Origin of the sequence: Ruegeria arenilitoris, from assembly GCF_013031355.1 — a bacterium.
In the GTDB taxonomy this organism is placed as follows: Bacteria; Pseudomonadota; Alphaproteobacteria; order Rhodobacterales; family Rhodobacteraceae; genus Ruegeria; species Ruegeria arenilitoris_C.
On the sequence record NZ_WPZO01000010.1, the window covers coordinates 62,240 to 80,602 of the forward strand.

An 18,363-nucleotide genomic window follows, 5' to 3' on the forward strand; every position below is an offset into this window, starting at 1 on the left:
ATACTAAATAAATGGAAACTATACCCATCACACTCAGCCAGATCAGGTTCATTCTTGCCGTTGCGGAAGAGGGAAGCACCGCGGCAGCAGCGAGGCAGTTGAACATTTCACAACCATCTGTCTCTCTTGCGATTTCTCGGGTCGAAGACGAATTAGGGTACCCGCTATTTGTGCGTCGGCCAGGACTGGGTATGGAGCTGACCGCGCAAGGTGCGCGTAAACTAGTCGAGTTACGCGCGGCGTATCAAAATATGAGCCAGATCTTCTCGAGGTGCAGGGATCAGAACGAACTTGCCGGATCATTGTCGATCGGGTTTATGACAACGCTTGGGCCGGTCTGCGTGCCTCGACTTGTACGTAAATTCCAAGAACTGCATCCATCCGTTCGGATAAAGCTGCACGAAGGCAACCTGAGCAGCTTGTCAAATTGGCTGGAAATAGGAAGGATCGAATCGGCAATTGTTTATGACTTCGGACTTCCCACTGACCTGGAAATTCTGGCGCTGCAGGACGTCAGGCCCTATGGTGTCGTTTGGCAAGGACACCCGCTTGCTGATAGAGAAAGCATTGCTGTTCAAGATCTATTGCGCGATCCACTGATCCTCATAAACTTGCCCGGAAGCAAAGAGTATTTTCAGTCGTTGTTGCAGAGCCATGAAACCAAGGCCCGGATCGCATTTGAAACCGAGTCAGTGGAATTTCTTCGGTCAGCCGTCGCCAATAGGCTTGGGGTGGGACTACTAGCAACTGATCTGCCCTATGACGTAACTTACGATGGCGGCAAAGTAGTCAGACTACCGCTTAACGGCTACATGTCTCCGCACCGTGTTGCTTTGGCCAGGAATCCTGACTTTCTGGAAACTCAAGCGTTGCGTGCATTCAGAGCAGTCTGCTTGGATGAGTTCACATCCTAACGGCTTGTCGCAATAGATTAAGAATGAGCAAACCTAGCACCTCGCTGAAACTATTACTCCGGTAAAAAAGTGTCACTGCGCCAGGCCGCCGATAACCTCCGGAAGTTGGAAATCACCCCTTTGTATTCGGTCGTATGGCCGAAATCTAAGCACCTATTTTCACTTAATTAAACAACAGTCAAATTCTGTCAGACCGATTCAGATGGAGATCATGGTGCCATCCTTGTTGGCGTTGGTCTCTTTACCCGGCACCACGTCCGTATTGTGCGCGGCCAGAACGTGCCAGCCATCAGTGGTGCGCTCGGCGACGAACACCATGATGGCAAAGCGAACACCAAGTTTTTCACCTTGTTTGTCGATCTGACCCGTCAGTTTCCAACGCGTGTGGATGATGGCAATGTTTTCTCCGACCCGCCTGACTTTGATACGCCGGGGCAGGATCTCGGATTCTTGGAAAAACGTTTTCAGCCCATAGTCATGTGCGCGCTCGATATCCGCGCGGTTGTGCCACCATAGGCCAACGACATTCACAAAGTCCGCATCCTTTGCAAACAGCCTGGCCAGCGCTTTTGCATCGCGGGCCATCCAGGCTTTTGCAAAGAAGTGCGGAATATCCTCTGGTGTCTCAGGCATAGGCCTTCAGAACCGCCGGGATAAGGATGTCTTCTTCATCATAGGTGTGGCGATTGATGATTTTGTTCAGCACCTTCGCCTGTTCCAGCGCCCGCGCCACATCGGTCTTCGATGCGCCTTCGTTGCGGAGTACGACAAACGCACCTTCGGATTGATCCAGCGCCTGATCCAAGAACTCATGGTCGTTTTCAAGCAGATCGATAGCCCGGGCCAGTTGTGGGAAACGCCCTAGAAATCCGGGAAGAACGTTGGCGTCTTCGAAAGAATGATGCCCATGCACATGCGACACCAGATCCAGCCCAAGGCGGTTCATTCCCGTCAAGCCCATCATTTCCTGTACGCTGCCTTCTGGTTCGTCCAATATGGCTTCGAGCCCACCAACCAACCTGGCGCTACCTTCGGAAATCGCCGCATGAAGACGCTGAAGATGCGCCGGCCAGCCCAGAAATTGCGGGTCGTTGTCCCAAGCCTTGCGATCAGCGGGAAACATACCAGCCAGCAATGATGGTGATACGCCGCTGCGCGTGGCCACGTTGTATTCCAGCGCGTTGTAATCGAAATGGCTCATGGCTACTGAAGCCCCTGTGCTTTCATCGCAGTCAGAACACCCGGATCTGCGAGCATGGTTTCCATAAATCGTTTGACCGACGGATAGTCGCGCCATGACCTGGGCGCATTCGCGGTCCATCGGGTCATCGCAAAGGCGTAAGGATCGGCGATGGTTCGCTTGCCTCCGACGACGTGAACACCGCCATCCAAAAGCGTGTCCAGATGGGTCATAACGCGGTCAATCCGGGCAAAGCTGGCCTCGCGGACCGCGTTCACGTCGGCCTCATCGGTGCTTGTAGTGAAACGCTCGGGGACAAAGAACGGCCAAAAGGCGGGGTGAAAGTCGCCAGTCAGGAATGCAAGCACTTCGTCCATTTCGAAATGTTCGAACGCGCCACCATGTATCCCCAGATCAGCCTCAGGGAACTTTACTTCGACATATTTCAGGATTGCGTCTGCTTGCGTCATGACGCGACTATTCCCGTCGATCAGCGCGGGCACCATTCCGAGCGGATTGATTTTGAGAAAGGCCTCCGAGCCCAGCTCGGCCAGTTCGGTTTCGTATGGTTTTCCGGTCCATTCAAGCGCGATATGAGGGGCAAGGGCACAGGTGCCGGGAGCATAGAAGAGCTTCATTTTTAGGGCCTTTCTAAAGAAGGGGTGCCTTGGTTCTAGCGGGGCGTAAAGGTGAGGATCTCGGTATCAGGCGCAGGCGCGCTGTTGCCGTCTTTGGCCAAAGGGCGGTCGAAAAGACCTGTCAGACGGTTGCCCGCGATATCTTCCAGCGTGGTGTCAACTTCGATCGAATGGGCAGCGTCGGACCAGGGATGTTCGGGCGTGAACACCCATGTCTGCTCATCGTTTTCCAATTGAAGCGCACCGCGCAATCTGTTGCCGCCAGCATCTGCCACGCGAATGCGATAGGCCAGCGAAAGGTGGTCGGCGGGGGACTGCAAATCGATACGTAGCGGATCGGTCGTGCCTGCGACGGGGCGGTTTACCTTCCAGGATGACAGATCGGGTGCAGTGAAATCCTCGGCCGTTGCGGTAAACGTCTTGTCAAAGCCTGTGGTTAGGGCACAGCCTTGCCGGGTTTGGGCGCTTTGTTCCACGCGCAACGTATAGGTCTGCCCGTCTTGCAGCGCCCGGCCTAGCGTGTTGTGTGCAACCAGGCCGGTCTTGACCCGACCGGGGTCGAACAGAACGGTCAGTCGGCGGTCATCCGGGGACCACAGGTCAAATTTGTTCTCGATAAACGCACCGGGTATTTCGGTGCCTTCCGCATCCAGAAGAACCACGGCATCCCAGATATCATCCCGCGCCATGGGCTCCGAGAAATAAATGTAGAATCGCAACAGGTTCTCAGGCAGGTAATCCGCTGAGGGGTAAACCTGTTCAACCTGTGCTTCCGATGCCTGCCCCGTCGTGCATGCCGAGGCGGGCGCGACGGCCACCATTGCGGTGGCCAACGCGAAGGGAAGCAAATGTGCAACCTTGGGCATTTTCAGTTTTCCTTAGCGTGCCAGATCCGGATAACCGGCATCTGCTTTCAGCATATTCTGGAAATTACGGTAGAATTCCTGTTCCTCCGAATACTCATAGCTGGCGAAGTTGTATTCACTGACAAAATCGCTGAGACGGAAGAACACGCCCTTGCGGAACGAGACCAGATCGACATCTCCGGAATCGAGGTTACGGCGCAGGGTCAGCAAGAATTGTTCATCCTGATCATCCGCCTGCAACACGGCCCCCAGAGGGCGCGCTGCAGTAGCAACACCTGCGTCACCCCAAAGTTCCTGTTGGCTGAGGCCGTCTCCGGCGGCGGCTTCGGCCAGGTCCGAGACGCGAATGAGATCGGCATCACGTTCCTTGTTGATGACCAGAACATAGTCTTCCGGTTCAAAACGCTCATTCGGGGCTGTGAAATGCAGAACTTCCAGCGGCGTGTTGCCATACCCCAGTTCCGCTACGGTTTTAGCGACAACGTGCTCACCATCGACAAGATCCGCTGAGGGAACCGTGACAAGCGGCGTACAGGTATACGCGGCCACGACGGTCTGGACACCATCAAGGTCCAGAATGCTCATCGCGCGGATCGGCGCACGCGTCTCGGTCTGATTGTGGACGGTGTGGAACATCTCGATGCTGCTGACCGCCGCTGAGCCATCGAACGGGTAGGGGATCTGACGCAGGGTCGAGGAGAACTCGCCCGTGGACAGCCCGGCAACAAACAGCGTCCCATCAACGTAGTCGAGATCAGTTACTGTGTAAGTCGAGGCCGGAATATCGCGCCAGAATGTCACGCTGTCATCCGGTGTGTCACTGAGTGCGACCGAGGTGCTTTCGAGACCAGCCAGATCCAGTTCCGTGATGGTGCCGTCCTGATCTACGCGAACGACATGCGCCGATTTTCCATCGCCGTTCACGACCGCGAAAGAGATAAAAGTCTCTTTCGAAACAGGGTGCACCGCCACATCGTGATAGCTGATGCCAAAGGGGTTTACGCCCATCGTCTCAGCCAGTCGTGCGCCCAGCCCGATCAGGTTATAGCTGCGGGATTCCGTGGCTGGTTCGGCATCAGGCAATATGTAACTATAAACCTTGCCGCCATCTGAATCGGCAACAAACAGGGTGTTGGCATCTGCAAATTCCAGAACGGTCGCAGACTGGGGTGCATCGGCAAATGCACCCGATGCCAGGGACAGGGAAAGCAGGCTGGTGGCCAGGGTGTGTGTCAGTTTGTGTTTCATGGAGCCTCCGGGTCTGAACGCAGTCTTGACATTTAGTAGCCTTTAGAAAACCTGCCCTGCATTTTTGACCTGTCAGTGATGCAGAGAGTGATTTCTGAGCTGTTTGGGCATATAGACTATACACCTCAATTCGGTTAGTAGGCACAAAAAGAATACTAAAGGATTTTTTTGGGGTGGGTTGAGTTTCCCGCCAAAATGGCAAGAAAACACGCGAAAAACAGGAAAGCGAGCAAAGTGACAGGAATTTCTAAAATGAATGAAGCACCGGATCAGGGCGCCGAAATTCATGTTTGCGCCGTGGAAGAAACAATTGAAATCATTGGTGGCAAATGGAAGTGCCAGATACTGCATACATTGCAGGATGGCACGAAACGTTTTGGGGACCTTAGGCGGGAAATCCCGGATGTAACGCAACGCATCCTGACCAGAAAGTTGCGGGAGCTGGAGGATCATGGTGTTGTTCACAGAAAAGTCTATGCCGAGGTCCCTCCTAGAACCGAATACTCATTGACCCCATTGGGCCAGTCGCTTGGCCCTGTACTCGATGCTCTGGAGAATTGGGCGATCAAGAGCAGACTGTCCGCGACAAAAGCACAGCAATAGAGCAAGTTATTTTGTGGCTCGAGTGTTATCTTACATCAGGCAATAATTGCCGATATTCGGTTCAAGATCGAAGGTCTAAAGTCGTCAAAGATGGTGTGTAAGGAATAACGACACTTCGGGAACGAAAGTGATGACCAAGAGGGCCAGTAGGTTCAGCAATAAAAAAGGAATTATTCCTTTGTAGATTGTCGTTGGGGGGACGTTGAGAACGGCCTGTGCAACGAAAATGTTTAATCCAAACGGTGGAGTGAACATGCCAATCGACAGATTCACTGTCATAATGATGCCAAGATGTATCGGGTCGATTCCCATGGTTATGGCAACCGGAACCAAGAGAGGGGCCAGGACCAGAATGGCGGAATTCGGGTCAAGCACGCAACCAACAGCCAAAAACAACAAGTTGACCAAAATCAAAAAAGCAGCGGGATTCTCGTCTAGGGCACCCAGCACATTTGTAACGTGCTGAGGAATGCCGTTTACCGTCAACAGCCAAGAATAAGCACCCGCAGCGGCGATGATTAGCATGACCTGTGCCGTCAGCATGGCCGCCGACCCAGCGACAAGCAAAACATCGCGCCAAGTCGCTTCGCGGTAAACAAGAACTGACACAATGATTGCGTAAACACTAGCCAGCCCACCGGCTTCGGTGGGCGAAAATACACCTAAGTAAATGCCTCCAAGAACCAGTACTGGCGCACAAAGTGCCCAAAACCCTTCTTTGGTGGCCGACAAGAACGACAAGCGCTCGGTCTTGTTTTCCCGCGTGCTTCGGTCAGTTACATAGAGATACGCCGACAAAATAGTTGCCAGTAAAAGTCCTGGCAAAATTCCGGCAATAAACAGTTTTGTGATGGGCTGTTCAGCTGCAATTCCGTACAGAATCATTGCCACCGACGGAGGAATGACTATTGCAATGGCGCCTGAAGACGTGATCAGCCCGGCGGCGAAGGATTTGTCGTATCCTTTGTCCAGCAACGGTTTATACAGCAGCCGTCCAATTGCGGCAACTGTTGCGGGCGAGGACCCCGAAATTGCACCAAAACATGTGCTTGCCCCGACCGTAGTCACGGGCAGTCCGCCCCGCAGGCCTCCAAACATCGACAGAACCCAATTGATGATCCGCCTGGAAATCCCGCCAACTCCCATCATTTCGCCGGCGAAAATAAAAAATGGAATTGCGATCAATGAAAACTTGTCCAGCGACCCGAACATGATCTGCTGCAACGCTACGATCGGCATTGAGGTGAAAAACACCATTGTAACGAGGACTGCGGCCATCAATGCAGCAAACACAGGTACGCCAAGAAAAAGAAGAACGACGGGTAGTCCGACGAGCGAAAGAAACATCATCTTGAATTCGCTCCGCGCCGTACAAGCTGAATTAGTCCGTAGGCGGATATTCCTGCAATCGCAGAAAAGCAGACAAGAAATGCGCTGTGTGGAAGCCACATCGGTATCTTGGCCGACACCGAGCTTTGAGACGAATACAAAAATATCTTAATGGCAGCTAGTGATGCGGTGACCGCGCCCAGACTAACCGCAAGCACAATGCCGTCCGATAGGAATGCAAGGACACGACGCCATCTGGAATCTGTCGCCTGTCCCAGCACATCAATCGTCAGGTGACCGCGATCGACTGTAACTGCAACTGCCGCCACCGCCACCACCCAGATGTTTGAATAAATCAGAACCTCTTCGGCCCAGATAAGAGATTGGCCAAAAACATAGCGCAGCATAACATTTGAGAAGTTCAAAATGACGACCACAAGGAGAATTGCGGCCGCCACATTTCTAAAAACGGACTGGAGAAACGGCATCAATTCCGCGCTGCAATGGCAGATAAGGCATCGTAGAATGCTCGCAATTCCGGATCCTGATCCAAAACACGATTGGTAGCTTTGAGCGCGAGGTCGTTCAGTAGTGCTTGTTCGCCAGCGGGTAACTCTGAAACGGTGCCGCCATTCTCAATCCAGGTCGAAACTGCTGCGGCATTTTCTCGGTCGGCCCACGCCGGCAGCTCTTTTTCAATAGCGCTGGCCTCTTCTCGAAGGATTTGCTGCAGATCAGGTGGTAGGCTGTCGAACCAAGGTTTGCTGACATACACCGGCACGGCGAATTGCGACAGCCTGGTCATGGTTATGTGCGACGCAATGGTATGCATCTTAAATTTAGAGAATACGATCGGAAGTGAACTAACTCCGTCAATAGTACCCCGCTGAAGGGCCGGTGCAACTTCTCCCAAAGGCATTGGGATCGGGCTCGCGCCGAAGGCCGTCATTGGCTCGATTTCAAACGGCGATGCCAAGACTCGGATTTTCAGCCCTTCCAGGTCCGAGACCGAATTCAACTCGGTCTTAGTAAGAAAAGCCTGCGGAGCCGAACAGAGGATTGCCAGCGTTTCTATGCCAACATTCCGCATAATCGGAAAAACTATTTCGCGAAACTCTGGATCGGATGATGTTCGGCGGCAATGATCGAGATTCTGAAAAAGCCCAGCGGCCGCAAGTACCGCGTTCCGCTTTTCGAGGCCGGAAAAGAAGAAGGACGGTGCTACCAGGCCTTCCAGCGTGCCAAATTGCAGCCCCTCGATCATTCGAGGTACAGTGCCAAGCTGTGCAGCAGGAAACAGCTCTACTTCGATACGGCCATTGCTGCGGGCTTCGATCCGGGTTTCCGCCCTTTTCATCCATTCGTGCTGAATGTCATTGAGAGTGGGTGTGCCGATTTTCATCGTAAAATCAGCTGCAATCGCGGCGCTGGTAACGCCTGTACTTGCAACTGCGAGGACTAGGGCTTTCAGAAGTTTCATGATTTCTCCCTCAGTTGCATTGCTGCTTTGGTCCCTCCAGGATCAAGAGCTATCCCTCTGGGTCTTCATAAGGGATTTCCCCTGCAAACCGCATCAATGCGGGAGTAATCGGTTCCTGGTGTTCTTCCATGACATGGGCCACTAGTCCGGCGGCCCGCCCAACGACGGCCACACCACGCATTGCAGCAACTGGGAAATCGATCTCGCTCAGAATTGCACCAAGCGCGGCAGTGGCATTCATCGTGAAAATGCGTCCGCTTGCCTTGTTTAGTTCGTCACCCAAAATCTGGATTAACTCAATGTAGTCGCCCTTAACGCCGGCATTTCCAGCGATTTCAAAAAGGCGTTCGGCGCGCGGATCCGTCGGGCTGTAGTAGGGATGGCCGAACCCGGGAAGCCGATGCTTCTTCGCCCTAAACTGTGCGACAGTATCCTCGGCCCAGGCGCGCTTGTCCGCCGCCTGAATGCCTTCCTGCAAGAGTGCGCCTGCGCCGCCAATTGTGCCTGCGAATTTGTCGCCGACCATCATAATCCCAGCCGCGACGCCAATCTGGGGATTGTCGACCAGTGAATCGCCAACCAGACGCGCCACCAAAGCGGTCGGTGTCAGCCCATGATCCATTAGGATAACCAGGGCTGCGTCGAACACTTTCAGTTGCTGCTGCGTCGGCTTGCGCCCTGTCACAATGAAATAGTATGCCTCAGCGAAAGACATATTTCCGACAACATCTGTCAGAACGTCGACACCTCTCATCTTCAGGTTTTCGGTGTCTGAGGTAGGGGTGCCGATTTTGGTTTTGACGGTTCTCATGAGATGTCCAACGTGCTTAGTTGCCGGTTAGGGTAGCAATAATGATAAAAAACACCTATGTCAAATAGGTATTATGTGGGTGGAAATTTCCCGTGCAAGGCGATATGTTGAACAGCAGCAGATTAAGGTGAACCTGATGGCAAAAAAGAAAAGCCCTGAAGTCAGCGAACTTACGGTTTCGTTGGATGAATTTGTGAATGATGGGAAGGATGAGAAATTTCGAGAATTACTGTCAGTAATGTATGGCTTTGCAAGCCGATTTCAGGGCATACGCAAGGAGTTAGCGCGCAATCTGGAGCTAAGTGTTACTGACTTTTCGGTCTTGATGGCCCTCTATACGGCCGAGGACGCCGAGGGATTGCGTGTAAGGTTGATAGCAGATCGTCTGCACATCGCTGCTGCGAATGTCACAGCTTCAATCAATAATCTGGAACGCGAAGGCTGGATCGAAAAACGGGAAGACTCTACAGATTCTCGCGCGCTAAACATTTCGCTCTCGCGCAAAGGGCGCAAGGCGCTAGACAGTTTTACAATCAAGTTGCGTTCGGTAAATGACACCTGGTTCGCAGGAATAACTGAAGACGAGTTTGTTCATGCGGAAAATTTTATGAGGCGCTTGATCGCACAGTATCAGTCCGCAATTTATGCTTCCAAGCTTGTGAATTGGGACAAGGAAATGAAGCCATAGCCAAGAGGCTTAGGTGGAAAGTGTTGACAAAAAATACCTATATAAAATAGGTTTTGTGAGAACGCCGCGATAAATGGAGTCTCACATGTCGTTTTCACCTCGCCTCTCAGATAAGGCGCAACTCCTGATTGAGAAACCAAAGTGTTTCATTGATGGCTCGTGGCAAGATGGTCTTGAAGCGCCCGCAACCGTTTTTGACCCTGCGACCGGGGATGCGCTACTGGATGTCCCGATGGCTAGCCCGGCACAGGCCCAATTAGCTGTGGATGCAGCGCGGAATGCTTTTGACGACGGGCGTTGGACCGGCCTATCCCCGGAGGATCAGTCAAGAGTCCTGCACCGGCTCGCAGATCTCATGCGGGATAATCGTGATGAACTTGTTTCTATCTTTGTGCAGGAAGGCGGGTGCCCCAAGTCTCTAGCCGAGAGCTTGAATACAGATCTTCCAATCGAGCACCTTCGCTGGTTGGCCGATAAAGCCGCTGCAGGGCCGGAAGGTGGGTGGGTTCAAGAACTCGATCGCCACCCCTGGTCGGGAACTGCCGGGTTGCTCCAGCGGGAGCCCATCGGTGTCGTTTCATCACTTTGCCCTTACAACGTTCCTTACATTGCCTATGTTTGGAAAGCTGGTGCAGCTCTGGCAGCGGGTTGTACAACCATTATCATGCCTTCGCCCCGTGTTCCCTTGACTGCAGTTGCCTTCACGAGACTGGCCGAACAGGCCGGCGTTCCCCCAGGAGTTTTGAACCTAATTCTAGGTGGGCCGGAAGCCGGAAAGGTGCTGACCGAAGCGGATGGTGTCGATATGGTGACCTTCACGGGCTCCAATGCAGTCGGTGCCATGGTGACCACACAAGCCGCAGCGAGCGCCAAACGTGTTGTCCTGGAGCTGGGTGGAAAGTCCCCCAATATCATTCTTCCCGGGGTTAGTGCCAAGGATGTTGTGTCGGCATCATTGCACCGTCTGTTCCGCAATGCAGGTCAGGGCTGTGCTGTAACGTCGCGAACCTTCGTACCGCGGGAAATCTATGATAACTATGCTGAACTTGCGGCTGAAGTCGTTGCCGAAATGAAGGTGGGCGACCCATGGGAAGATGACACTTGGGTCGGACCTTTGATCCGCGCAGAGCATCGTGATCGGGTTGAGGGCTTTGTTCAGCGCGCTATATCTGGCGGAGCCAAGATACTGGCTGGCGGCGGGCGACCCGACATCGAAAAGGGATACTTCATGAATCCTGTGCTGTTGGGCAACGTTCAGATCACGGACGAAATCTGCCAGGAAGAACAGTTCGGTCCGGTAGGTGTTCTGTTGCCATACGATTCACTGGACGAGATGATCGCCCTTGCTAATAACACCCGTTACGGGTTGAACGCTAATATTTGGGGCGAGCATGACGAGGCGGTTAAAATCGCGATGAAGATCAATTCCGGAAATGTGACTATCAATGGTGGCGGTCCACTTCGTCCTGATGTTTCCTTCGGTGGCTACAAGCAAAGCGGTAACGGGACAGAAATGGGTGAGCGCGGTTTTGAGGAATTTCTGGAATATAAACATATCTCTTGGCCAGTCCCGAGTTGACCTTCGATTCCGAACCCGTTGTGAGTTTGCCTGGGAAGCTGGTCTTTGACTGGCTTCCTTTTCGGTCATTATGACCCCTTGGGTTTCTTGCAGAGGCAAGGAGGTCATATGACCAATAGAGTTAGACTTATTGCGTCAATTCATCGGTTTCTATCAATTCCTGTCAAAATGCCAAATCCAATCGGGATGCTATGAGCGTTCGACTGCCAAACGATATACCCAACAAAGGCTAATTGCTCTTTAACCCGGAAACTATGCTAGATGCGTTGACTTTTAAACCTATAAAATATAGGTATATAAAATCATCAATTTAGCTTCCGGAGTAGCACGAGCCCACCCACTTCATTTTCGATTCTCCCAAATAGACTGACCGGGCCACTACGCTGAGCGAGTCCGCCAGACAGGGTTTTGCAATTGAGATGCCGGGGATTTGAACACAGCTGAAGCGCCATTCGAAATGCAGCCTACGGCTGCGACAAACAATCATTTCCGATTGGAGCTTTGCAGGGTCATCTCCTGGGTTCGTTCAACTTGGTACGTGATTGCGGTGATGAAACAAGCCGGTCGTCCGGTTCTTGATCTAGGGAGGAAACATAAACATGTTCACCAAACAGCTGACTAACCATAATTCGTCTCTTGGGCATCCGATTTCCATTGAGGGAACAAAGTCTAGCGCCATTCCGCAAAAAAGCGTCAAACGGGCGTCTATTTTTGGTGCAATGGCATTTGCCGGTGCCCTTGGGTTGGGCTCAGGATCTGCGTTTGCAGAGCAGGTGTGGGATGACTTTTCCAATGGCTTCAACGTTCAAGGTGCTGACGAAAGCGGGGCTGATAACGCTAAATGGACCTACTTCGGTGCCGGTCCGTTTGTCGGAAATGCAGGCGTGGAATCAGTGTCAGATGGAGTCCTGAACGTTATTACTGAGCCGACGATGACTCTGACAATGGCTCAGGAGGGATCGGAAGAAAACACTGCTGGAATGCCCGGAGGATTTGATCACGTCAAATGGCTGACATACACCAACAGCGTTTCTTCAAGCGGCTTGCCCGGTTTCGATGCTAAAGATGGCGAGGTATTGTTCTGTGAAGGTGTGTTGGCCAGCCGCTCATTTGGCACAGAAAACCACCCGTTCGGGGATGCCGTTATCAATCACAATGACGACTTGCGACTTGCAGCAGCTGCCTTAAATACGATCGACCTAGAATCCTGGATGGTGTTTGACTTCTTTATCACCAACGAAACCATCTACGCGTTTTACGAACGACTACCTTATGGGCGTGACAAGCTGGGAAACTACGCTGCATTTACTTTCATGGTGCCGGTCGCCGAAAGAACGCCAGAAGACAAACATCGTCTTCGGATCAGTTATGACCGCGCAGCGGGCACGGTGAATTGGTTCGTTGAAGGAGAAGAGGTCTTCAAGGTAGATCGGGTTGGCTTTCTGCTCGACCGAGAGCACATGGCGATTGACCATGGGGGTGATGAGCCGAGCGAGCCGATTGTCATGAACCAGTTCAACTGTGGCATGGGTATATTTACTCTCCTGGATGCATCCTTGCCGTCGGGTAAGCCGCTAGTTCGAATCTCCAATGCTCCCGATTTCTACTTCGATCCGGCAAAAGGCCAGCCACATGCTGCAACTTTCGTCGATGAAGAAAGTGCCGCGGGAAGCCGGCTGTTTGGGCAGGGCGTGGAATTGAAGGTTTATGAATACTCGGCCGGAGCCACGCCCGCTCAATAAATGACTTACAGCTTTAGCCCATGATGGGTTGCAAACGCCGATCCTCTCTTCACAGGGGGTCGGCGAACTGATTTGAACCGATGATGCGTCGGCTTCATAATGGCGCCCCAATAGATCGCAGAAAATCTCTTCAATCAATTCAACAATTGCTACAAATGCACAAGAAACTGCCGAGATACGAGGCTTATTAAAGCAACGTACGTCTACTGCAGAATGACTTGGGATGCGGGCAAGTTGTTAAATGAATGCATTTTTTGTCGCTTGCAGATTTCGATTAAAATTGTTGACTCAATAACCTATGTTATATAGGTATAAATAATATCATACTAACCGCGAACAACGCTGGGTCATGGGCAGGAAATTCTGCCAAAGCCGCGCGCCAAGAGGAGGGCGACGCAGCGCAGGATCAGGTCGTGAGGGAATTGGCGCACCAGTCAAACTGAAGCCGAGATAACTCAGTTGTTCGCTAAGGGTAAAAGAGGTGTCGGCTGGGTTGGAAGTCACCCCCGACCAAGCTCAATGGAATATATGCACAAGGGTGCTGGGTGGCGACGACGGGAGGAAACATGTCTAAACTCAAAATCAAACCAAATCGCAGGAATTTTCTTACCGGCGCGGCGGCAGTAATTGCCAGCCCGGCGCTTCTATCGGCGACCAGAGCCTATGCGGCAACGCCAACACTACGGGTTGGCTATGTCACACCAACCACTGGGCCGTTGGCAGGTTTTGCCGAGGCTGATGAGTATATCCTATCGGGAATCAAAGAAGCTCTGTCAGGGGGCATAGAGAACAACGGTAAAAACTGGGCCGTTGAGATCATCGTTAGAGATAGCCAATCGAATCCAAACCGTGCCGCTGAAGTGGCTGCAGACCTGATCCTGGGTGATGAGGTAGACATTATCGTGTCAGCAGCAACACCCGACACGATCAACCCAGTTGCCGATCAGGCAGAGGTTAACGAAGTGCCATGTGTCACGTCGGTAGCGCCGTGGCAAGCTTACTTTTTTGGCCGCAATGGCGTGCCAGGCGAGGGTTTTTCCTCAACGTATCATTTCTTCTGGGGTCTTGAGGATGTCCTAGGAGCTTTCATGGACATGTGGGGCAGCGCCGGCGTCACGAAGACTGTCGGCGGACTGTTCCCGAATGACGCGGACGGCAATGCATGGGGCGATCCTGAAAAAGGGTTGGCCAAACCTTTGGCAGCCAATGGCTACGAGTTGATCGACCCAGGTAGGTACCAGCCCCTAACCGATGATTTCTCCAACATTATCGCAGCATTCAAGACTTCTGGATGTGAGATCGTGACTGGTGCAGTCATACCACCGGATTTTGCAACATTCTGGGCGCAAGCCGCGCAACAAGGTTTCGATCCTAAGATCGTTACAGTTGGCAAGGCCCTGTTGTTCCCGTCAGTTGTAGAAAGCCTGGGAGACCGCGGCGATGGCCTGTCGTCCGAAGTCTGGTGGTCACCGCATCATCCTTTCTCGTCTTCACTGACTGGCGCGTCGTCCAATGAACTGGCCAACGGCTATTCAGCATCGTCCGGGCGCCCATGGACGCAGCCCATTGGGTTCGTTCACGCCTTGTTCGAGGTGGTAGCAAACGCCGCAGCGCGTGCCGACGATCTCGATGACCCTGCAGCGATTACCGCTGCGGTGGCCAACACAAATCTCGATACGATTGTAGGCAACGTGAACTGGGCCAACGGCCCGGTGAAAAATGTCTGTAAAACACCTTTGGTTGCCGGACAGTGGCAGAAAGAAGGAGATTCCTTCGACCTGAAAATCGTTGCGAATGCAGAAGCGCCAAATATCGCAACAACCGGTGAGCTGAAGCTCCTCGGTTAACACAGTTCTCTGGCTGTCACAATTTGACAGCCAGAGACAAAATCAAACTCGAAACAGTATCAGTCTGTTTCGCGGAAAAAGATATGCGGCGATGGGGCGATGATGGACGCTATTCTTAAATTGGACGATTTATCCAAGGCCTTTGGAGCCGTGAAGGTGGCCGACGGGCTGACCTACGACGTCACCAGAGGCGAAGCTCTGGGGATAATCGGACCAAACGGCGCGGGCAAAACGTCCATGTTTAACCTGATCACAGGGACACTACGGCCGGATGGCGGCAGCATTACGTTCGACGGGACTGACGTTACCAGCCAGAGCTCTGCCCGCCGCAGCCACGTAGGGATCGCGCGGTCTTTTCAAGTCCCGCAACCCTTTGCCCACATGACAGTGTTCGAAAATGCCATGATTGCTGCGACCCAATCAGCCGGTTTACACGGAGACGAAGCCGAGACACTGTGTCTTAACGTGCTTGAACAGACCGGTCTGTTCCCCAAGGCCAATGTGCTGGCAGGCAGCCTGACTCTGCTGGAGCGAAAACGGCTGGAGTTGACCCGCGCGCTCTGCGCCAAACCTAAACTGTTGCTGCTGGATGAAATCGCAGGCGGAATGACCGAAGCCGAATGCCAGTCTTTGGTTCAGACGATCAAGGACATCCATGCGTCTGGCGTGACCATTATCTGGATCGAACATGTCGTTCACGCGCTTCTGGCGGTTGTTGACCGTCTGATCGTGATCGATTTTGGCCGAAAAATTGCTGAGGGCGAACCCCGAGCCATCATGGAGAGCCCTCAAGTCAAGGAGATCTATCTGGGGATCGAAGCCGATGTCTGACCCCATCCTTAAGGTTCACGGGCTTGAGGCCTTCTACGACGATTTTCAGGCTCTTTACGGGATCGATATGCACGTTGATCGCGGTGAGGTTCTGGCCATCATTGGTGCGAATGGCGCTGGCAAAACCACGCTGATGCGCTCAATCTCAGGGCTCATGCAGAACGGGGCCGGGCAGGTCCATTTTGGCGGGCAGGACATCAGCGCCAGACGGGCGGACGAAGTGGCGCTACGCGGTCTTGCGATGGTTCCCGAGGGGCGGCAACTGTTCCCGTCTCTATCTGTGTGGGAAAATCTGATGATCGGTGCCCAGGTCGGCCGCAAAGGGCCGTGGAACCTGGATACGGTTTGCGAGCTGTTTCCGATCTTGAAAGAGCGCGCGGATCAGGCATCGACCTCATTGTCGGGCGGGCAGCAGCAGATGGTTGCGATCGGTCGGGCGCTGATGGCCAATCCTGACCTGATCCTGTTCGACGAGATCAGCCTGGGACTGGCCCCTATCATCATCCGCGACATCTATGCCGCGCTCCCGAGCATCATCGGCGAGGGTATGAGCGCTATCATCGTCGAACAGGATATTGGGCAGGCGCTGGCAGTCTCGGGGCGGGTCTATTGCCTGCAAGAGGGCCGGGTGTCGCTGGAAGGTTCCTCAGACAGAGTTTCGCGCGAGGAGATCTCCCGCGCCTATTTCGGGATCGAATGATATGGATTGGCTGAACGCGATTTTGCAGGGCACTTTGCTCGGCGGGCTGTACGCCCTTTTTGCAGCGGGGCTTTCGCTGATATTCGGTGTCATGCGGTTGGTGAATATCGCGCACGGCGATCTGATCGTATTGGCCGCCTATCTTGGCTTGACGGTCACCGTCGGCACGGGACTTCATCCGCTATTGGCGCTGATATTGGTCGTACCTGCAATGGGGCTGATCGGCTATGGCCTGCAACGGGGCTTGCTGAACCAGACCATCGGTCAGGATATTTTGCCACCGCTTCTGGTGACATTTGGCCTCAGCGTCATCCTTCAGAACACGTTGCTGGAGGCATATACAGCTGACCCGCAAAAACTTGACGCGGGCGCATTGGAAACGGCAAGCGTTTCGCTCGGTGGTCTCACGATGGGTATTCTACCGCTGCTCACATTCCTAATCGCGATTGGCGTGATCTGGGGTCTGCAATGGATTTTCTATCGCACCGCCCTTGGCCGTGCCTTTCGGGCGGTCTCCGACAATCAGGAAATAGCACAGCTTATGGGGCTGAACCGCCGTCACATATTTGGGCTGGCTATGGCGTTGGCCCTGGCAGTGACCGCCGTTGCCGGGATACTGTTAGGCATCCGAACAAGCTTTGATCCTTCTGTCGGCGGCGCGCGTCTTATCTTCGGATTTGAGGCGGTGATTATTGGCGGCCTCGGCAACCTGTGGGGTACGCTTGCCGGTGGGGTGATCTTGGGTGTGGCTCAGACCGTCGGCGCCAAGATTGACCCAGGCTGGCAATTGTTGGCCGGGCATTTGGCCTTTCTTGTCATTCTTGCCGTTCGGCCCAACGGCCTATTCCCGAGGATATCCGGATGAATATTCAGGACTACACGGTCTCCCGTTCGACGCGCGCCGCAAGGGTAGCACTAGTTGTTACAGCTCTTTTGCTCGTCATTCTTTTCTTGGCACCCTGGTGGGCTGGTCGCGCCGACATGCGTCTGATGGGGGAACTGTTTCTTTACCTTGCTCTAGCAAGTCTTTGGAACCTAATGGCAGGCTACGCAGGTTTGGTTTCGGTTGGTCAGCAAGCGTATGTCGGCTTTGGAGGATACATGTTGTTTGCTTCAACAATTTTCCTCGGCATAAATCCACTGGTCGCAATAGTCTTCGCAGGTTTCTTGGCAGCGCTCGTTTCAGTGCCTGTTGCAATCTTGATGTTTCGCCTACGTGGTGCGTATTTCGCCATCGGCACTTGGGTCGTGGCCGAAGTTTTTCGGCTTTGTTTCGCTCAGGTCTCGTCGCTGGGAGGTGGATCGGGTACTTCTTTGCCGGTTGGGATAGTTAAATCATTGGCTTCAGAGCGCGCTATGAGAGAAGCCTTGAGTTACTGGTTGGCTCTGGGTGCCGCTGTTATCGTGATTGCAGCCGTTTATCTTTTCCTCCGGTCTCGTCAGGGCCTGGCACTCACGGCAATTCGCGACAATGAACTGGCAGCTGGGAGTTTGGGTATCGACATTTGGCGGAACAAGTTCATCGTATATGTGGTCACTTCGGCTTTGACCGCGATGGTAGGAGCACTGATATTCCTTCAGAAACTTCGTATCACGCCAGATGCCGCCTTCAGTGTTTATGACTGGACAGCTTTTGTGATCTTCATCGTCGTGATTGGGGGGATCGGAACGATCGAGGGCCCAATCATCGGAACACTAGTGTTTTTCGCATTACGCGAAACCCTTGCCGATTTGGGAACGGTCTATCTGATTGTTCTAGGGTTTGTGGCAATTGTCATCATGCTCCGAGCACCCAGAGGGATCTGGGGCCTGGTCCGAAGCCGCTATGATTTGGAATTCTTCCCGCTTAGTTACCGCGTGCATCTCAAGGCGGCCAAAGGTCAGGATGGAAACTGATCTTCGCCGCC

19 protein-coding genes are annotated in these 18,363 nt (G+C 53.2%); 10 read left to right on the top strand and 9 right to left on the bottom strand.

Annotated features, from left to right (window positions below):
• The first annotated feature begins 11 nt into the window (after positions 1–11).
• Positions 12–914 (top strand): LysR family transcriptional regulator, encoded by a 903-nt coding sequence (locus tag GOX63_RS18920; protein WP_170546809.1) that lies wholly within the window; start codon positions 12–14, stop codon positions 912–914.
• A gap of 198 nt (positions 915–1,112) precedes the next feature.
• Here the strand turns inward: GOX63_RS18920 and GOX63_RS18925 are convergent, their stop codons facing one another.
• From GOX63_RS18925 to GOX63_RS18945, 5 genes are read right to left on the bottom strand one after another with little or no spacing between them, the layout of a single operon-like run.
• A complete protein-coding gene (locus GOX63_RS18925) occupies positions 1,113–1,547 on the bottom strand; it encodes an SgcJ/EcaC family oxidoreductase (RefSeq protein WP_170328239.1) in 435 nt (144 codons plus the stop codon).
• A complete protein-coding gene (locus GOX63_RS18930; RefSeq protein WP_170328238.1) occupies positions 1,540–2,115 on the bottom strand; it encodes a hemerythrin domain-containing protein in 576 nt (191 codons plus the stop codon). Before GOX63_RS18930 ends, GOX63_RS18925 begins: the two co-directional genes overlap by 8 nt.
• Positions 2,116–2,117: 2 nt before the next feature.
• Complete coding sequence (locus tag GOX63_RS18935; RefSeq protein ID WP_170328237.1) at positions 2,118–2,732, bottom strand: glutathione S-transferase family protein; 615 nt, start codon at positions 2,730–2,732, stop codon at positions 2,118–2,120.
• Between the two features lie 35 nt (positions 2,733–2,767).
• Complete coding sequence (locus GOX63_RS18940) at positions 2,768–3,598, bottom strand: hypothetical protein (RefSeq protein WP_170328236.1); 831 nt, start codon at positions 3,596–3,598, stop codon at positions 2,768–2,770.
• Between the two features lie 12 nt (positions 3,599–3,610).
• Positions 3,611–4,846, bottom strand: coding sequence for a hypothetical protein (locus GOX63_RS18945; protein WP_217356236.1), 1,236 nt, complete (start codon positions 4,844–4,846; stop codon positions 3,611–3,613).
• Between the two features lie 252 nt (positions 4,847–5,098).
• Here GOX63_RS18945 and GOX63_RS18950 point away from each other — a divergent pair, with 252 nt between their 5' ends.
• Positions 5,099–5,449, top strand: a complete 351-nt coding sequence (locus GOX63_RS18950) for a winged helix-turn-helix transcriptional regulator (protein ID WP_170328235.1) — start codon at positions 5,099–5,101, stop codon at positions 5,447–5,449.
• 84 nt (positions 5,450–5,533) lie between these two features.
• On the opposite strand, the gene GOX63_RS18955 is transcribed toward GOX63_RS18950, so the two are convergent.
• From GOX63_RS18955 to GOX63_RS18970, 4 genes are read right to left on the bottom strand one after another with little or no spacing between them, the layout of a single operon-like run.
• Positions 5,534–6,799 (bottom strand): TRAP transporter large permease, encoded by a 1,266-nt coding sequence (locus GOX63_RS18955; protein ID WP_217356238.1) that lies wholly within the window; start codon positions 6,797–6,799, stop codon positions 5,534–5,536.
• Positions 6,796–7,266, bottom strand: a complete 471-nt coding sequence (locus GOX63_RS18960) for a TRAP transporter small permease (protein WP_254436025.1) — start codon at positions 7,264–7,266, stop codon at positions 6,796–6,798. Before GOX63_RS18960 ends, GOX63_RS18955 begins: the two co-directional genes overlap by 4 nt.
• On the bottom strand, positions 7,266–8,258 hold the full coding sequence (locus GOX63_RS18965; protein ID WP_170328233.1) for a TRAP transporter substrate-binding protein: 993 nt from the start codon (positions 8,256–8,258) through the stop codon (positions 7,266–7,268). The genes GOX63_RS18960 and GOX63_RS18965 overlap by 1 nt, the downstream gene beginning before the upstream one ends.
• Positions 8,259–8,307: 49 nt before the next feature.
• A complete protein-coding gene (locus GOX63_RS18970; RefSeq protein ID WP_170328232.1) occupies positions 8,308–9,069 on the bottom strand; it encodes a citryl-CoA lyase in 762 nt (253 codons plus the stop codon).
• A 136-nt stretch (positions 9,070–9,205) separates the two neighbouring features.
• On the opposite strand from GOX63_RS18970, the gene GOX63_RS18975 reads away from it, so the two are divergent.
• From GOX63_RS18975 to GOX63_RS19010, 8 genes are all read left to right on the top strand, one after another.
• The gene (locus tag GOX63_RS18975) at positions 9,206–9,757 is read left to right on the top strand and encodes a MarR family winged helix-turn-helix transcriptional regulator (RefSeq protein WP_170328231.1); all 552 of its coding nucleotides are present in this window, start codon (positions 9,206–9,208) and stop codon (positions 9,755–9,757) included.
• 85 nt (positions 9,758–9,842) lie between these two features.
• A complete protein-coding gene (locus tag GOX63_RS18980; protein ID WP_170546812.1) occupies positions 9,843–11,336 on the top strand; it encodes an aldehyde dehydrogenase family protein in 1,494 nt (497 codons plus the stop codon).
• 599 nt (positions 11,337–11,935) lie between these two features.
• The gene (locus tag GOX63_RS18985; protein WP_170328229.1) at positions 11,936–13,078 is read left to right on the top strand and encodes a DUF6081 family protein; all 1,143 of its coding nucleotides are present in this window, start codon (positions 11,936–11,938) and stop codon (positions 13,076–13,078) included.
• Between the two features lie 566 nt (positions 13,079–13,644).
• On the top strand, positions 13,645–14,925 hold the full coding sequence (locus GOX63_RS18990) for an ABC transporter substrate-binding protein (protein ID WP_170328228.1): 1,281 nt from the start codon (positions 13,645–13,647) through the stop codon (positions 14,923–14,925).
• 99 nt (positions 14,926–15,024) lie between these two features.
• The gene (locus GOX63_RS18995) at positions 15,025–15,756 is read left to right on the top strand and encodes an ABC transporter ATP-binding protein (RefSeq protein ID WP_170328227.1); all 732 of its coding nucleotides are present in this window, start codon (positions 15,025–15,027) and stop codon (positions 15,754–15,756) included.
• A complete protein-coding gene (locus GOX63_RS19000; protein ID WP_170328226.1) occupies positions 15,749–16,456 on the top strand; it encodes an ABC transporter ATP-binding protein in 708 nt (235 codons plus the stop codon). The genes GOX63_RS18995 and GOX63_RS19000 overlap by 8 nt, the downstream gene beginning before the upstream one ends.
• A 1-nt stretch (position 16,457) precedes the next feature.
• Positions 16,458–17,321 (top strand): branched-chain amino acid ABC transporter permease, encoded by an 864-nt coding sequence (locus tag GOX63_RS19005; RefSeq protein WP_170328225.1) that lies wholly within the window; start codon positions 16,458–16,460, stop codon positions 17,319–17,321.
• Complete coding sequence (locus tag GOX63_RS19010) at positions 17,318–18,352, top strand: branched-chain amino acid ABC transporter permease (RefSeq protein WP_170328224.1); 1,035 nt, start codon at positions 17,318–17,320, stop codon at positions 18,350–18,352. The genes GOX63_RS19005 and GOX63_RS19010 overlap by 4 nt, the downstream gene beginning before the upstream one ends.
• The last annotated feature ends 11 nt before the right edge of the window (positions 18,353–18,363 follow it).

Excerpts from the sequence above, each read along its gene's own strand:
- GOX63_RS18920 (WP_170546809.1), top strand. The coding sequence starts at position 12 with ATGGAAACTATACCCATCACACTCAGCCAGATCAGGTTCATTCTTGCC.
- GOX63_RS18925 (WP_170328239.1), bottom strand. The coding sequence starts at position 1,547 with ATGCCTGAGACACCAGAGGATATTCCGCACTTCTTTGCAAAAGCCTGG.
- GOX63_RS18930 (WP_170328238.1), bottom strand. The coding sequence starts at position 2,115 with ATGAGCCATTTCGATTACAACGCGCTGGAATACAACGTGGCCACGCGC.
- GOX63_RS18935 (WP_170328237.1), bottom strand. The coding sequence starts at position 2,732 with ATGAAGCTCTTCTATGCTCCCGGCACCTGTGCCCTTGCCCCTCATATC.
- GOX63_RS18940 (WP_170328236.1), bottom strand. The coding sequence starts at position 3,598 with ATGCCCAAGGTTGCACATTTGCTTCCCTTCGCGTTGGCCACCGCAATG.
- GOX63_RS18945 (WP_217356236.1), bottom strand. The coding sequence starts at position 4,846 with ATGAAACACAAACTGACACACACCCTGGCCACCAGCCTGCTTTCCCTG.
- GOX63_RS18950 (WP_170328235.1), top strand. The coding sequence starts at position 5,099 with ATGAATGAAGCACCGGATCAGGGCGCCGAAATTCATGTTTGCGCCGTG.
- GOX63_RS18955 (WP_217356238.1), bottom strand. The coding sequence starts at position 6,799 with ATGATGTTTCTTTCGCTCGTCGGACTACCCGTCGTTCTTCTTTTTCTT.
- GOX63_RS18960 (WP_254436025.1), bottom strand. The coding sequence starts at position 7,266 with ATGCCGTTTCTCCAGTCCGTTTTTAGAAATGTGGCGGCCGCAATTCTC.
- GOX63_RS18965 (WP_170328233.1), bottom strand. The coding sequence starts at position 8,258 with ATGAAACTTCTGAAAGCCCTAGTCCTCGCAGTTGCAAGTACAGGCGTT.
- GOX63_RS18970 (WP_170328232.1), bottom strand. The coding sequence starts at position 9,069 with ATGAGAACCGTCAAAACCAAAATCGGCACCCCTACCTCAGACACCGAA.
- GOX63_RS18975 (WP_170328231.1), top strand. The coding sequence starts at position 9,206 with ATGGCAAAAAAGAAAAGCCCTGAAGTCAGCGAACTTACGGTTTCGTTG.
- GOX63_RS18980 (WP_170546812.1), top strand. The coding sequence starts at position 9,843 with ATGTCGTTTTCACCTCGCCTCTCAGATAAGGCGCAACTCCTGATTGAG.
- GOX63_RS18985 (WP_170328229.1), top strand. The coding sequence starts at position 11,936 with ATGTTCACCAAACAGCTGACTAACCATAATTCGTCTCTTGGGCATCCG.
- GOX63_RS18990 (WP_170328228.1), top strand. The coding sequence starts at position 13,645 with ATGTCTAAACTCAAAATCAAACCAAATCGCAGGAATTTTCTTACCGGC.
- GOX63_RS18995 (WP_170328227.1), top strand. The coding sequence starts at position 15,025 with ATGATGGACGCTATTCTTAAATTGGACGATTTATCCAAGGCCTTTGGA.
- GOX63_RS19000 (WP_170328226.1), top strand. The coding sequence starts at position 15,749 with ATGTCTGACCCCATCCTTAAGGTTCACGGGCTTGAGGCCTTCTACGAC.
- GOX63_RS19005 (WP_170328225.1), top strand. The coding sequence starts at position 16,458 with ATGGATTGGCTGAACGCGATTTTGCAGGGCACTTTGCTCGGCGGGCTG.
- GOX63_RS19010 (WP_170328224.1), top strand. The coding sequence starts at position 17,318 with ATGAATATTCAGGACTACACGGTCTCCCGTTCGACGCGCGCCGCAAGG.